Annotated in this window: 10 protein-coding genes and 1 pseudogene; 3 read left to right on the top strand and 8 right to left on the bottom strand. The window is 73.5% G+C overall.

What is annotated here, in order from left to right:
* Positions 1-74: 74 nt before the first annotated feature.
* Both ACFYU0_RS19690 and ACFYU0_RS19695 read left to right on the top strand, forming a co-directional pair.
* Complete coding sequence (locus ACFYU0_RS19690; RefSeq protein ID WP_351666654.1) at positions 75-1667, top strand: AMP-binding protein; 1593 nt, start codon at positions 75-77, stop codon at positions 1665-1667.
* A gap of 15 nt (positions 1668-1682) precedes the next feature.
* A complete protein-coding gene (locus ACFYU0_RS19695; RefSeq protein ID WP_389302739.1) occupies positions 1683-2510 on the top strand; it encodes a PaaX family transcriptional regulator C-terminal domain-containing protein in 828 nt (275 codons plus the stop codon).
* Between the two features lie 10 nt (positions 2511-2520).
* Here ACFYU0_RS19695 and ACFYU0_RS19700 read toward each other — a convergent pair.
* From ACFYU0_RS19700 to ACFYU0_RS19710, 3 genes and pseudogenes are all read right to left on the bottom strand, one after another.
* Positions 2521-2808: pseudogene (locus ACFYU0_RS19700) on the bottom strand (hypothetical protein); the annotation flags it as partial.
* Positions 2809-3102: 294 nt separating this feature from the next.
* Positions 3103-5409, bottom strand: coding sequence for a bifunctional salicylyl-CoA 5-hydroxylase/oxidoreductase (locus ACFYU0_RS19705; RefSeq protein ID WP_389302741.1), 2307 nt, complete (start codon positions 5407-5409; stop codon positions 3103-3105).
* Positions 5394-6221: an enoyl-CoA hydratase family protein gene (locus tag ACFYU0_RS19710; protein WP_351666648.1), complete on the bottom strand. Its 828-nt coding sequence runs from the start codon at positions 6219-6221 to the stop codon at positions 5394-5396. Before ACFYU0_RS19710 ends, ACFYU0_RS19705 begins: the two co-directional genes overlap by 16 nt.
* A 297-nt stretch (positions 6222-6518) precedes the next feature.
* Here ACFYU0_RS19710 and ACFYU0_RS19715 point away from each other — a divergent pair, with 297 nt between their 5' ends.
* Positions 6519-6971, top strand: a complete 453-nt coding sequence (locus ACFYU0_RS19715; protein WP_351666646.1) for an ATP-binding protein — start codon at positions 6519-6521, stop codon at positions 6969-6971.
* On the opposite strand, the gene ACFYU0_RS19720 is transcribed toward ACFYU0_RS19715, so the two are convergent.
* The 5 genes from ACFYU0_RS19720 to ACFYU0_RS19740 all read right to left on the bottom strand — a co-directional run bounded on the left by ACFYU0_RS19720 (position 6931) and on the right by ACFYU0_RS19740 (position 14996).
* A complete protein-coding gene (locus ACFYU0_RS19720) occupies positions 6931-8376 on the bottom strand; it encodes an amino acid permease (RefSeq protein ID WP_389302744.1) in 1446 nt (481 codons plus the stop codon). The two genes, ACFYU0_RS19715 and ACFYU0_RS19720, sit on opposite strands and share 41 nt — an antisense overlap.
* 119 nt (positions 8377-8495) lie before the next feature.
* Positions 8496-9521 carry an ornithine carbamoyltransferase gene (gene argF, locus ACFYU0_RS19725; RefSeq protein ID WP_351666642.1) on the bottom strand — a complete coding sequence of 342 codons (1026 nt, stop codon included), beginning with the start codon at positions 9519-9521 and terminating at the stop codon, positions 8496-8498.
* A gap of 62 nt (positions 9522-9583) precedes the next feature.
* Positions 9584-10807, bottom strand: a complete 1224-nt coding sequence (locus ACFYU0_RS19730; protein ID WP_351666640.1) for an arginine deiminase — start codon at positions 10805-10807, stop codon at positions 9584-9586.
* Between the two features lie 146 nt (positions 10808-10953).
* Entirely contained in the window at positions 10954-13494 is a 2541-nt protein-coding gene (locus ACFYU0_RS19735) for a polynucleotide kinase-phosphatase (RefSeq protein ID WP_389302748.1), read from the bottom strand.
* Positions 13491-14996, bottom strand: a complete 1506-nt coding sequence (locus ACFYU0_RS19740) for a 3' terminal RNA ribose 2'-O-methyltransferase Hen1 (RefSeq protein WP_389302750.1) — start codon at positions 14994-14996, stop codon at positions 13491-13493. The genes ACFYU0_RS19735 and ACFYU0_RS19740 overlap by 4 nt, the downstream gene beginning before the upstream one ends.
* Positions 14997-14998: the final 2 nt, after the last annotated feature.

Consider the following 14998-nt stretch of genomic DNA (forward strand, 5'->3'; position numbering starts at 1 on the left):
AACACGATACGCTCCAGTTGCGAGCGCAGTCAGGACGCCCGTCTCGACGCCGTCAGGCAAGGGGGCGCACCGCCATGAACGTCTCCGCCCACGTCGACACCTTCACGCGCGATCACCTTCCGCCGCCGGACGAGTGGCCCGAGCTGCGCTTCGACCTGGCGGAGCTGCGCTACCCCGAACGGCTCAACTGCGCCGCCGAGCTGCTCGGTCACGCCGATCCGGACCGGCCGGTCTTCCACACCCCGGACGGCCCCTCGTGGACGTACGGACTGCTGCGCGCCCGGGTCGACCGGATCGCCCACGTCCTCACCGGCGAGATGGGCGTCGTGCCCGGCAACCGGGTCCTGCTGCGCGGGCCGACCACGCCGTGGCTCGCCGCGTGCTGGCTCGCCGTGCTGAAGGCGGGCGCGGTGGCGGTCACCGTGCTGGCCCAGCAGCGGCCGCACGAGCTGGCCACGATGTGCGAGATCGCCCGGGTCCGGCACGCGCTGTGCGACATACGGGCCGTGGACGACCTGGCCAAGGCCGGGATACCGGGCCTGCGCATCCTCGCCTACGGCGGTGAGGCGCCCGACGACCTGCTGCGCCGCCCGGCGCCGGACACCCCCTTCCCGGCGGTCGGCACCGCCGCCGACGACGTCGCCCTGATCGCCTTCACGTCGGGCACCACGGGCCGTCCGAAGGGGTGCATGCACTTCCACCGGGACGTGCTGGCGGTCGCCGACACCTTCTCCGCGCACGTGCTGCGTCCCCGGCCCGACGACGTGTTCACCGGCAGTCCCCCGCTCGGCTTCACGTTCGGCCTCGGCGGTCTGGTGATCTTCCCGATGCGGGCGGGCGCCAGCGCGCTGCTGCTCGAACAGGCGGGGCCGCGCCAGTTGCTGCCGGCCGTCGCCGCGCACCGGGTCTCGGTGCTGTTCACCGCGCCGACCGCGTACCGCGCGATGCTCGAGGCGATGGACGGCCACGACGTCTCCTCGCTGCGGCGCTGCGTGTCGGCCGGCGAGAACCTGCCGGCGGCCACCTGGCGGGCGTGGCACGAGCGCACGGGGCTGCGCATCATCAACGGCATCGGCGCCACCGAGCTGCTGCACATCTTCGTCTCCGCCGCCGACGAGCGGATCAGGCCCGGCACCACCGGGGTGCCGGTGCCGGGCTGGCAGGCGCGGGTCCAGGACGCGCACGGCGACCCGGTGCCGGACGGCGAGCCGGGGCTGCTGGCGGTGCGCGGCCCGGTCGGCTGCCGCTACCTGGCCGATCCGCGGCAGCGGGAGTACGTGCGCGGCGGCTGGAACGTCACCGGCGACACCTACGTCCGCGAGAGCGACGGCTACTTCCGCTACGTGGCCCGCGCGGACGACATGATCATCTCGGCCGGGTACAACATCGCGGGACCGGAGGTGGAGGACGCCCTGCTGCGCCACCCCGACGTGGTCGAGACGGCGGTGGTCGGCCGGGCCGACGAGGTGCGCGGCCAGGTGGCGGTGGCCTACACGGTGCTGCGGGACGGGGCGGCGCGCGACCCCGAGCCGCTGCGCGCCTTCCTCAAGTCGGAGCTGGCGCCCTACAAGTGCCCGCGCGAGTTCGTCTTCCTCGACGCGCTGCCCCGCACGGCCACCGGGAAGCTGCAGCGGTTCCGGCTGCGCACCGCCGGTGACCGGCCCTGACGCCGACGACCTAAAATGATCAACGTGTCCGAGCAGCACGCCCCCAGGTCCCTCATCGTCACGCTGTACGGCGCGTACGGCCGCTTCATGCCCGGCCCGGTGCCGGTCGCCGAGCTGATCCGGCTCCTGGCCGCGGTCGGGGTGGACGCGCCCTCCGTGCGTTCCTCGGTGTCCCGGCTCAAACGCCGCGGACTGCTGCTGCCCGCCCGCACCCGCACCGGCGCGGCCGGGTACGAACTCTCCGCCGAGGCACGCCAGTTGCTGGAGGACGGCGACCGCCGCATCTACGCGACCGCGCCCCCGCGGGACGAGGGCTGGGTCCTGGCGGTGTTCTCGGTGCCCGAGTCCGAACGGCAGAAGCGGCACGTCCTGCGCTCCCGGCTGGCCGGACTGGGCTTCGGCACGGCGGCGCCCGGGGTGTGGATCGCCCCGGCCCGGCTCTACGAGGAGACCCGGCACACCCTGCGCCGGCTGGCCCTCGACCCGTACGTCGACCTCTTTCGGGGCGAGCACCTCGGCTTCGCCGCCACCACGGCGGCCGTCGCCCGCTGGTGGGACCTGACGGCGATCGCCAAGGCGCACGAGGGCTTCCTGGACGTCCACGCGCCCGTCCTGCACGCCTGGGAGCGGCGCGCCGGGACCCCGCCCGAGGAGGCCTACCGGGACTATCTGACGGCCCTGGACTCCTGGCGGCACCTGCCCTACACCGACCCCGGCCTGCCCGCCCGGCTGCTGCCCGCCGACTGGCCGGGGGTCCGCTCGGCGCGGGTGTTCCAGGGGCTGCACGAGCGACTGCGCGACGCCGGGGCGCAGTTCGTGGGCGCGGAGTCCGCCGAGGCGTGAGCCCCGCGGTTCAGAAGCGCCGCAGCCGCATCGCGATGCCGTGTCCCACCGCGAGGTAGAGGACCGCGGGAAGGCCGTAGTCGAGCAGGACCCGGAGGTTCTCCGTGTCCGTCGTGAAGATGTCCTGCGACCACCAGGCCAGCGCGTCGGCCGTGTCCGACACGAACCCCACGAAGACGTTCGCGTGGTTGGCCTCCAGCAGGTGGAGCACGATCCACAGCCCGAGGAACGCCGCCGCGACGTCGGCGACGGTGTGGATGACGAGGGCGGTGCGACGGGTGCCCGAGCCGTCCCCGCGGCGCTGCCGGCCGGGCCCTGCGGGCCGGTGGGCGGGCTCCGCGTACTCCGGGTACCGCGGCTGGGCGTGATACGGCTCCGCGTACCGCGGCCCCGGCGCCGGGGGGCCGCCGTAGCCGTGTGCGGGGGGCTCGGGCAGGGGCCTGGTGTCGTTCATCGCGGTCTCGGTCTCTCTCGTCTCCGGCATGGACCAGCCGAACGTAGCCAGCCGAAGCGGAACAAGCGGTTCAGGAACCGTGCTAATCACGTGGAAGGGGTGTGACCGGCGCCGCGCGGCTCCTCCTCGCCGCCCCGGTCACCGTCCGCCGAGCGACAGCCGGGGTTTCGGCGCGTCCGTGCGGCCGGTCTGCGGTCGTCTGCTGCCCGCCCGGTAGGGGTCGGGCCAGGTCGCGCCGGGCCCCTCGTAGCCCTGCTCGGCGGCCGCGTGCAGCGTCCAGTTCGGGTCGTACAGGTGGGGCCGGGCCAGCGCGCACAGGTCTGTGCGCCCGGCCAGGATCAGGGAGTTGACGTCGTCCCAGGAGGAGATCGCGCCGACCGCGATCACCGGGACGCCGGCCTCGTGCCGGATGCGGTCGGCGAACGGCGTCTGGTACGAGCGCCCGAACTCCGGCCGCTCCTCGGCCACCACCTGCCCGGTGGAGACGTCGATCGCGTCGGCGCCGTGCGCCGCGAAGGCCCGGGCGATCCCGACCGCGTCCTCGGCGCCGGTGCCGCCCTCGGCCCAGTCGGTGGCGGAGATCCGCACGATCATGGGCCGTTCGTCCGGCCACACCGCGCGCACGGCGTCGAAGACCTCCAGCGGGAACCTCAGCCGGTTCTCCGGCGAGCCGCCGTAGGCGTCGGTGCGGTGGTTGGTGAGCGGGGAGAGGAAGCCGGAGAGCAGGTAGCCGTGGGCGCAGTGCAGTTCGAGCAGGTCGAAGCCGGCCCGCGCGGCCCGCCCGGCGGCCGCGGTGAACTGCTCCCGGATGTCGGTGAGCTGGGCGCGGCTGAGTTCGCGCGGGACCTGGCCGCCCGGCCTGTAGGGCAGCGGTGAGGCGGCCACCAGCGGCCAGTTGCCGTCGGGCAGCGGTTCGTCCATGCCCTCCCACATCAGCCGGGTGGAGCCCTTGCGGCCGCTGTGGCCGAGCTGGACTCCGATCGCGGCGCCCGGCGCCCGGTGGTGCACGAAGTCGGTGATCCGCCGCCATGCCTCGGCCTGGCGGCCGGTGTAGAGGCCGGCGCAGCCGGGCGTGATCCGGCCGCGCTCGCTCACGCACACCATCTCGGTCATCACCAGGCCGGCCCCGCCGAGCGCGCGGGCGCCCAGGTGGACCAGGTGGAAGTCGCCGGGGACGCCCTCGTCGGCCGAGTACATGTCCATCGGCGAGACCACGACCCGGTTGCGCAGGGTCAGTCCGCGCAGCCGGAACGGGGTGAACATGGGGGGCGTGCCCGGCGGACAGCCGAACTCGCGCTCGACGGCCCCGGTGAAGTGCGCGTCGCGCAGCCGGAGGTTGCCGTGGGTGACCCGGCGGCTGCGGGTGAGCAGGTTGAAGGCGAACTGCCGGGACGGCTGGCCGAGATAGCGGTCCAGGTCCTCGAACCACTCCAGGCTGGCCCGGGCGGCCCGCTGGGTGGAGGCGACGACGGGCCTGCGTTCCTCCTCGTAGGCGGCCAGCGCACTGGGCACGTCGGGCTGCTCCTCGACGCACGCGGCCAGCGCCAGGGCGTCCTCCACCGCGAGCTTGGTGCCGGAGCCGATGGAGAAGTGGGCGGTGTGGGCGGCGTCGCCGAGGAGGACGACGTTGCCGTCGGACCAGCGCCCGTTGACGACCGTGCGGAAGGTCGTCCACGCCGAGTTGTTGGAGCGCAGCGGCCGTCCGCCGAGGGCGTCCGCGAAGATCTTGGCGCAGCGCTCGACGGACTCCGCCGGCTCGCCCTCGCCGAATCCGGCCGCGCGCCAGACCTCCTCGCACATCTCGACGATCACGGTGGAGGAGTCGGCCGCGTAGGGGTAGGCGTGCAGCTGCATCACGCCGTGCTCGGTCTCGGCGATCTCGAAGCGGAAGGCGTCGAAGGCGAAGTCGGCCGCCAGCCAGATGTAGCGGCAGCGGTGGGCGGTCACCCGGGGCCGGAACGCGTGGGCGAGGGCCTCCCGGGTGGCGCTGTGGACCCCGTCGGCGGCGACGACCAGGTCGTACGCCTCGGCGAGCCGGGCGGCCGGCGGTGCTTCGGCGCGGAAGCGGAGGTCCACGCCGAGGGAGCGGCAGCGCTCGTGCAGGATCTCCAGCAGCCGGCGCCTGCCCAGCGCGGCGAAGCCGTGTCCGCCGGAGGTGTGGCGGGTGCCCCGGTGGACGATGTCGATGTCGTCCCAGCGGACGAAGTCGCGGCGCAGCGCCGCGTAGACCACCGGGTCGGCGTGCTCGATGCCGCCCAGGGTCTCGTCGGACAGGACCACGCCGAAGCCGAAGGTCTCGTCGGGCGCGTTGCGCTCCCAGACGGTGACCTCCCGGGCGGGATCGAGCCGTTTGAGCAGCGCGGCCGCGTAGAGACCGCCGGGGCCCCCGCCGGTGATCGCCACGCGCGGCGGGCGGCCGGCCACCGCGGCTACCTCCCCCGCCACTTCGGCGGCCGCTTCTCCTGGAAGGCGGCGTGGAACTCCGCGTAGTCCTCGCCGTTCATCAGCAGCGCCTGGGTCGAGGCGTCCAGCTCGATCGACGCGGCCAGCGGCATGTCCAGCTCGGCCGTGAGCAGCGCCTTGGTCTGGGCGTACGCCAGGGCGGGCCCGTCGGCCAGGCGGCGGGCCAGCTCCAGCGCCGTGCCGTCGGTGTGCCCCTCCCCCGCCGGCACGCTGATGAGGCCGATCCGCTCGGCCTCCGCCGCGCGCACCGGTTCGCCCAGCATCAGCAGCCGGGTCGCGTGGCCGAGCCCGACGACGCGGGGCAGCAGGTAGGCCGCGCCCATGTCGCCGCCGGAGAGGCCGACGCGGGTGAAGAGGAAGGCGAACCGGGCCGAGGGGTCGGCGACGCGGAAGTCGGCCGCGAGGGCGAGCACGGCGCCGGCGCCGGCCGCCACGCCGTGCACGGCGGCGATCACCGGGAACGGGCACTCCCGGATCGCCCGGACCACCTGCCCGGTCATCCGGTTGAAGTCGAGGAGCTGGGCGGTGTCCATGGACAGCGTGGCGCCGATGATCTCGTCCACGTCGCCGCCGGAGCAGAACCCGCGCCCCTCGCCGGCCAGCACCAGGGCGCGGACCGACCGCTCCCGGGACAGCTCGGCGAGCAGGTCGCGCAGGTCGGCGTAGGCGCCGAAGGTGAGGGCGTTGAGCTTGTCGGGGCGGGCGAGGGTGACGGTGGCGACACCGTCGTCGAGCTCGACCCGCAGATGCTCCCACGAGGAGGTGCGGGCGGCGGAGCCGGTGAAGGGACTCATGACGTGCGGCCTCCTAGAGGGGGCGGTGCCTCACGGTGCGGTACCCCACGAAGCTATCACCTGTTTGTGACTGTCGTCACGATGGCGCGACAACTCGCCTCCGGGGCGGACCGCCTCCGTCACACGCGTCACCGGTCGTCCACAGCCGCGTAACAGTGGGCCCGGCGGGGCGAGGCGGGGCGTCCTCGCGGGTAGGCCGCCGGTGGCGGGGCAGCGCGGCCCCACCCGGTGCCCGTCGACGGTCCTCGAAACCGGGCCCGTACCATTTCCACGGTTGAAAGCAGGACAGCCTGCTCCATGAACGGACTCGCCTTGTACGAACGCCCCGCCGAATCGGCCTCCTGGCGCATCGCGCTGCCGCACACCACCGCGGCGGTGCCCGTGGCCCGTGCCCTGGTCCGGTCCGCCCTGGCGGAGGTGGAGCACGCGGCCGACAGCGACACCGCCGAGCTGCTGACGGCGGAGCTGGTGGCCAACGCGGTGGAGCACACCGCCGGGCGCGGCCCGATCGAGCTGGTGGTGGAGCTGCGGCCGGGCGGCTGCCAGGTCGAGGTGCACGATCCCGACCCCGCGCCGCCCGGGCATCTCACCCGTCCGGTGATCGAGGAGCCCGACCCCTGGCAGGAGGGCGGGCGCGGGCTGCTGCTGATCCGCGCCCTCAGCTCGTCCTGCGGTCACCGCCCGACCGCTTCGGGCAAGGCGGTGTGGTTCAGACTGCCAGTGGTTCCCGGTCAGCGGCGTCCGGCGTGACCTCGGGGGACCCCGTGGCCAGCGTCGAGTGCCGGCGCCCGTAGACGGCGTAGACCGCCGCGCCCACCGCGAGGAACAGCGCGAACTGGATCCAGGTCCGCCAGCCGGTCTCGTACATCAGGTACAGGCAGAAGCCGACGCCGAGCAGCGGTCCGACCGGGTAGAGCGGCACCCGGAAACTGCGCCTGAGGCCCGGCTCGCGGCGGCGCAGGGCGATCACCGCGATGTTGACGACGGCCATGATCGCGAGCGTGCCGATGGTGCACAGGTTCATCACGGCGTCCAGGGAGGCGAAGGCCGCCGGGATCGCGAAGACGACCGCGACGATCAGCGTGCCGGCCACCGGGGTGGAGGTGCGCGGCGAGACCTTCTCGAAGACGCGCGGGATCAGGCCGTCCCGGGACATCGACATCAGGATGCGGGTCTGGCCGTACATCACGGCGAGCACGACGGAGGCGATGGCGACGACCGCGCCGAAGGCGATGACGCCGCCGCCGACGGCGGAGCCGGTGACCTCGTTGACGACGTACGACAGCGCGGCGGGCCGGCCGGCGACCTCCTTGCCGCCGATGGCGCCGATCGCGGCGAGCGCGACCGCGCAGTAGAGCAGGGTGACCAGACCCATGCAGACGAGGATAGCGACGGGGATGTCCCGGCGCGGGTTCTTCGCCTCCTCGCCGGCCGTGGTGATCGCGTCGAAGCCGATGTAGGAGAAGAAGGCGGCGGTGGTGCCCGCGCCGATGCCGCCGAGGCCGGCCGGGGAGAACGGGGTCAGGTTGCCGTGCTTGAAGGCGCTGTAGCCGACGGCGCAGAAGGCCAGCAGGACGACGAGCTTCACGGCGGCCATCGCGGCGGTCGCCCGGGCGCTCTCCCGCACCCCGCGCACCAGCAGCACGGACGCCATGGCGATGACGATCACGGCGGGCAGGTTGACGATCCCGCCGTCGCCCGGCCCCGCGGACAGCGCGGCCGGCAGTTGCAGGCCGGTGAGGCTGTGCAGGAGCTCGTTGACGTACTCGCTCCAGCCGACCGCGACGGCCGAGATGGAGACGCCGTACTCCAGCAGCAGGCACCAGCCGACCAGGAAGGCGGTGGACTCGCCGAGCCCCGCGTAGGCGAAGGAGTACGAGGAGCCGGAGACCGGGATCGCGCCGCCCAGCTCGGCGAAGGAGAGCGCGGTGAAGACGCAGGTGATCGCGGCGAGGACGAAGGAGATGACGACGGCGGGGCCGGCCTGGGCGACGGAGTCGGAGAGGCCGACGAAGATGCCGGTGCCGACGATCGCGCCGACGCCGAAGCAGATGAGCTGGAAGAGGCCCATCGTGCGCTTGAGGCCGTGGCCCTCGCGGTCGGCGCCGGACTCGGCGACGAGCAGTCGCGGGGACTTGATGCGGTGAGCGGGCATGGGGGGTGGTGCTCGTTTCTGGTGGTGCGGACGCCCCGGTGGGGGCGCGGCGGCGGCCGGGAGGGGGTGGTCCGGGCCGCCGTTCAGGATAAGGCCTGGTGAAGCGGGTGGGGCAAGTGTCAGCGCGGGGCGCCCGGCCGGGCGAGGGTCGCGACCAGGACCGCCTTGATGCTGTGCAGCCGGTTCTCCGCCTCGTCGAAGACGACCGAGTGGGCGGACTCGAACACCTCGTCGGTCACCTCCAGCGAGGTCAGACCGTGGGTCTCGAAGATCTCCTGGCCGACCTTGGTGCCGAGGTCGTGGAAGGCGGGCAGGCAGTGCAGGAACTTCACGTCCGGGTCGCCGGTGGCGCGCAGGACGTCCATGGTCACGGCGTAGGGGCCGAGGGCGGCGATCCGCTCGTCCCAGACCTCCTTGGGCTCGCCCATGGAGACCCAGACGTCGGTGGCGACGAAGCCGGCTCCCGCGACGCCCTCGGCGATGTCCTCGGTGAGGGTGATCCGGGCCCCGCTGGACTCGGCCAGCTCGCGGGCGCGGTCGACGACCTCCTGGGCGGGCCAGTAGGACTTCGGGGCGACGATCCGCACGTCCATGCCGAGCAGGGCGCCGGTGACCAGGTAGGAGTTGCCCATGTTGAAGCGGGCGTCGCCGAGGTAGGCGAAGCTGGTCTCGCGCAGCGGCCGGGGGCTGTGCTCGGCCATGGTGAGCGCGTCCGCCAGCATCTGGGTGGGGTGCCAGTCGTCGGTGAGCCCGTTGTAGACGGGCACACCGGCGTACGCGGCCAGCTCCTCGACCTTGGCCTGGCTGTCGCCCCGGTACTCGATCGCGTCGAACATCCGGCCGAGGACGCGGGCGGTGTCCTTCACGGACTCCTTGTGCCCGATCTGCGAGCCGGCCGGGTCGAGGTACGTCGTGCCGGCACCCTGGTCGGCGGCGGCGACCTCGAACGCGCAGCGGGTGCGCGTCGAGGTCTTCTCGAAGATCAGCGCGATGTTGCGGCCGCGCAGGTACTGGGTCTCGGTCCCGGCCTTCTTCGCCGCCTTCAGTTCCGCGGCCAGCTCGACCAGGCCGCGGAACTCGTCCTCGGTGAAGTCCAGCTCCTTGAGGAAGTGGCGCCCGGCGAGGGCGGTCGGGACAGTCGCCATGGGGGGCGCTCCAGGGGTACGGGTATCAGGACTGATGTAAGTCTATACGATGCTCCACATTTCTATACGGGCGCTCGCTCCACCGGGCAGCTCATGCACCGCGGACCGCCCCGGCCCCGCCCCAGCTCGCTGCCCGGGATCTCGATCACCTCGATGCCCTGTTTGCGCAGGTGGGTGTTGGTGGTGGAGTTGCGTTCATAGGCGATGACGACGCCCGGTTCGACGGCGAGCACGTTGCAGCCGTCGTCCCACTGCTCGCGCTCGGCGGCGTGCACGTCCTGGGTGGCGGTGAGCACCCTGATCTCGCCGAGCCCCAGCGCGGCGGCGATGGCGCGGTGCATGTGCTCGGGCGGATGGTCGGTGACCTTCAGCTCCCGCTCCCCGTCGCCCGGCTGGATGGTGTACGAGCGCAGCATGCCGAGCCCGGCGTACTGGGTGAAGGTGTCGCCGTCGACCATGGTCATCACCGTGTCCAGGTGCATGAAGGCCCGCCGCTTGGGCATGTCGAGCGCGACGATGGTGTGCGCGGAGCCCGCGGCGAACAGCTTGTGCGCCAGCATCTCCACGGCCTGCGGGGTGGTGCGCTCGCTCATGCCGATCAGGACGGCGCCGTTGCCGATCACCAGGACGTCGCCGCCCTCGATGGTGGAGGGGTAGTCGGCCTGCCCCCGGGACCACACGTGGAACGTCTCGTCGCGGAACAGCGGGTGGTGCCGGTAGATCGCCTCGAAGTGCACGGTCTCCCGCTGCCGGGCCGGCCGGCGCATGGCGTTGATGGAGACGCCGTCGTAGATCCAGGCCGAGGTGTCCCGGGTGAAGAGGTGGTTGGGCAGCGGGCGGAGCAGGAAGTCGTCCAGGTCCATGACGTGGAAGCGGACGGAGGCGGGCTCCGCGTGACCGTCCAGGAACTCCCGCTTGGTCATGCCGCCGACCAGGGCCTCGGCCAGCTCGCCCGAACCCATCCCGTCGAAGGCGGCCCGCAGGTGGCCGGTGGCGAGGGGACCGTACTCCTTCTCGTCGAAGACGCGGTCCAGGACGAGGGCGCGGGCCTCCGGGATCTCCAGGGTCTCGGTGAGCAGGTCGCCGAAGAGGTGGACGGCGACCCCCCGGTCGCGCAGGACGTCCGCGAACCCGTCGTGCTCGGCGCGCGCCCGGCGCACCCACAGCACGTCGTCGAAGAGCAGGGCGTCCTTGTTGCTGGGGGTGAGCCTTTTGAGCTCGAGGTCGGGCCGGTGCAGGATCACCCGGCGAAGCCGTCCGGCCTCGGAGTGGACGTGGTATGCCATGCCTCCATCCTGGCCACGGACGACCGCCTTCACGCTCCACTCGGCCGTTTCCGCCGCTTCCTGTTTTCGTCCCACTGACGCGAAGGCCGCCGGAGAGGACGGAGCCCGGTGCGCGGGCGGCCGCGCACCGGGCTCCGTCCCGCCGCTCACAACCGCGGGTCCACCGGTTCCGACTCCAGGGCGAGCACCCCGAAGACGGCCTCGTGCACCCGCCACAGCGGTTCGCCGTCCGCGAGCCGGTCCAGCGCCTCCAGACCGAGGGCGTACTCGCGGATCGCCAGCGACCGCTTGTGGCCCAGGAAGCGGGCGCGCAGGCGGGCGAGGTTGTCGGGGCGCGTGTACTCGGGGCCGTAGATGATCCGCAGGTACTCGCGGCCCCGGCACTTGACGCCGGGCTGCACCAGCCGGCCCTCGCCGTCGCGCACCAGCGCGCCGAGCGGCTTGACGACCATGCCCTCGCCGCCCCGGCCGGTCATCTCCAGCCACCAGTCGACGCCGGCCCGGACCGATTCGGCGTCGCCCGTGTCGACGTACAGCCGCCGGGTGGTCTGCAGCAGTCCGGTGCCGTCGTGCTCCACCATCCGGTCGATCAGGGCCAGTTGCCCGTCGTGCGGGAGCGCGGCGAGGCTGCGGCCCTGGGCGGCCAGGATCTGGAAGGGGGCGAGACGGACCCCGTCCAGGCCGTCGGTGGTCCAGCAGTAGCGGCGGTAGGCCTCGGTGAACGCGGCCGCGTCCGCGGCCCGTCCGCGCTGGCGCTCCAGCAGCCCGCCCACGTCCGTGCCCCGGGCCGCGGCGGCCTCCAGGGCGGCGAGGGCGTCCGGGAACACCGCGCCGGACGCGGCGCCGACCGCCGCGTACTGGCTGCGCAGCAGACCCGAGGCCTTCAGCGACCACGGCATCAGCTCGGCGTCCAGCAGCAGCCAGTCCGTGCCCAGCTCGTCCCACAGGCCTGCGTCCGAGACGGCGGAGCGCAGCCGGCCGAGGATCTCCTCGGTCACCTCCGTGTCGTCGAAGAACGGCCGTCCGGTACGGGTGTACAGGGCGCCGGTGGGACCCTCCACGCCGAACCGCGCGGCCGCCGCCTCCGCGTCCCGGCACACCAGGGCGACCGCGCGCGAGCCCATGTGCTTCTCCTCGCACACGACCCGCGCGACGCCGTCCGCCGCGTACTGCGCGAACGCCTCGGCCGGGTGCTCCAGGTAGCCCTCGACGTGCGAGGTGGCCGTCGGCGCCATGGTCGGCGGCAGGTACGGCAGCAGGCGCGGGTCGACCGCGAAGCGGCTCATGACCTCCAGCGCCGCGGCCGCGTTGTCCTCCCGGACCGCGACCCGGCCCGAGTGCCGGGTCTCCACCACCCGGCGGCCGTGCACGTCCGCCAGGTCCAGCGGCCGTCCGTCCTGCCCGCCGGGCGCCTCGCTGCGCAGCGGCCTCGCGGGCTCGTACCAGACCCGCTCGGCCGGTACGTCGACCAGCTCGCGCTCGGGCCAGCGCAGCGCGGTCAGCTTGCCGCCGAACACCGCGCCGGTGTCCAGGCAGATGGTGTTGTTCAGCCAGCTCGCCTCCGGCACCGGGGTGTGGCCGTAGACCACGGCGGCCCGGCCGCGGTAGTCCTCCGCCCACGGGTAGCGCACCGGCAGCCCGAACTCGTCGGTCTCGCCGGTGGTCTCTCCGTACAGGGCGTGCGAGCGCACCCGCCCGGAGGTGCGGCCGTGGTACTTCTCGGGGAGCCCGGCGTGGCAGACGACCAGCCGGCCGCCGTCGAGGACGTAGTGGCTGACCAGGCCGTCCAGGAACCGGCGCACCTCCGCCTGGAACTCCTCGCTCTCCCCCGCCATCTGCTCGATGGTCTCGGCGAGCCCGTGGGTGTGCTGGACCTTGCGGCCCTTGAGGTGCCGGCCGTACTTGTTCTCGTGGTTGCCCGGCACGCACAGCGCGTCGCCGGACGCGGTCATCCTCATCACCCGGCGCAGCACGCCCGGGGTGTCCGGGCCCCGGTCGACCAGGTCGCCGACGAACACCGCGGTGCGGCCCTCGGGGTGCACGCCGTCGGCGTAGCCCAGCTTGGCGAGCAGGGCCTCCAGCTCGGCCGCGCAGCCGTGGACGTCGCCGATGATGTCGAAGGGTCCGGTGAGGTGGGTCAGGTCGTTGAAGCGCTTCTCGGTGACGACGGTGGCGCTCTCGACCTCCGCCGCCCCGCGTAGGACGTGCACCTTGCGGAAACCCTCGCGCTCCAGGTGCCGCAGCGAGCGGCGCAGTTCGCGGGTGTGCCGCTGGATGACCCGGCGGGGCATGTCGGCGCGGTCGGTGCGGGCCGCGTTGCGCTCGGCGCACACGTCCTCCGGCACGTCCAGCACGATGGCGATGGGCAGCACGTCGTGCTCCCGGGCCAGTTCGATCAGCCGGCGGCGGCTGTCCTGCTGCACGCTGGTGGCGTCGACGACGGTGCGGCGGCCGGCCGCGAGCCGCTTGCCGGCGATGTAGTGCAGCACGTCGAAGGCGTCCCGGGAGGCGCTCTGGTCGTTCTCGTCGTCGGCCACCAGGCCGCGGCAGAAGTCCGAGGAGATCACCTCGGTCGGCGCGAAGTGCCGCCGGGCGAAGGTGGACTTGCCGGAGCCGGAGGCGCCGACGAGCACGACGAGGGAGAGGTCGGTGACGGGGAGGACCCGTCCCGCGGGTGTCTCGGTCATGCCGCCTTCGCCTCCTTCTCGGCCTTCTCGGCGCTCTCGTTGTTCCCGGCCTTCTCCGTCGAGGCGGAGAAGACGGCCATCTGGGTGGGCGGTCCGACCTCCGGGTCGTCCGGCCCGACGGGCACGAAGGCGACCTCGTACCCGTGCCGTCCGGCCACGGCCGCCGCCCAGGCGCGGAACTCCTCGCGGCTCCACTCGAAGCGGTGGTCGCCGTGCCGGACGTGTCCGGCGGGCAGCGTCTCCCAGCGGACGTTGTACTCGACGTTCGGGGTGGTGACGACGACGGTGCGCGGGCGGGCGTGCCCGAACACGGCGTACTCGAGGGCGGGCAGCCGGGGCAGGTCGAGGTGCTCGATCACCTCGCTGAGCACGGCCGCGTCGTAGCCCTTGAGCCGCTTGTCGGTGTAGGCGAGGGAGCCCTGGACGAGGCTGACCCGGGCCGCCTGCCGCTCCCCCATGCGGTCCAGCCTGAGCCGGCGCGAGGCGATGGTCAGGGCCCGCACCGACACGTCGACGCCGACGATCTCGGTGAACCGCACGTCCTTGAGCATTTCCTGCACCAGCTGGCCCTGTCCGCAGCCCAGGTCCAGGACGCGGGCGGCGCCGGCCTCGCGGAGGGCGGCGAGGATCGCCTCGCGCCGCAGCACGGCGAGCGGCGCCGGCTTCTCCTCGTCCTCGGCCCCGGTGTCCGCCGGCACCGCGTTGTCGATCGACTCGACCTCGCTGTCGTCGGCCTCGGCCAGCCGCACCAGCTCCAGCCGCTCCATGGCCTGCCGGGTCAGCGACCAGCGGCGGGAGAGGTAGCGGCTGGTGATCAGCTTCTGCTCCGGGTGCGCGGGCAGCCAGCCCTCACCGGCGCGCAGCAGCTTGTCGACCTCGTCGGAGGCGACCCAGTAGTGCTTGGCGTCGTCGAGGACGGGCAGCAGCACGTACAGGTGGCGCAGCGCCTCGGCGAGGGTCAGCGCCTCCGACTCCAGGGCGAGCCGGACGTACCGCGAGGCGCCCCACGCCGGGAACCGGGCGTCCAGGGCGACGGGTTCGGCGGTCACCGTCCAGCCGAGCGGCTCGAACAGCTTGCGTACGAGGTCCGGGCCGCCGCGGGCGGGCAGCGCGGGCACCTCGACGCGCAGCGGCAGGGGCGCGGCGGCCAGCTCCGGGCGAGCCTTGCACACCCCGCGCAGGGCGCTGGAGAAGACGCCGCTGAGCGCGACCGCGAGGAGCGAGGAGGCCGCGTAGGGGCGGTCGTTGACGTACTGCGCGAGTGCCGCGTCGGGCGCTCCGCCGCGGCCCCTGCCCTTGCTCCGCCGCACCAGCGCGACCGCGTCGACCTCCAGCATCAGCGCGGCCGTGCAGCGCTCGGCGTCCGCCTGCGGGTAGAACACGTGCGCGGTGCCGTAGGAGGTCGAGAAGGTCTGCGCCTTGTCGGGATGCTTGTGCAGCAGGTACCCGAGGTCGGTGGCCGGGTGGGCGGCGTCGCCGCGCATGGAGATCGTCAGGAACACAT

Origin of the sequence: Streptomyces sp. NPDC003720 (genome assembly GCF_042875075.1) — a bacterium.
Classification (GTDB): domain Bacteria; phylum Actinomycetota; class Actinomycetes; order Streptomycetales; family Streptomycetaceae; genus Streptomyces.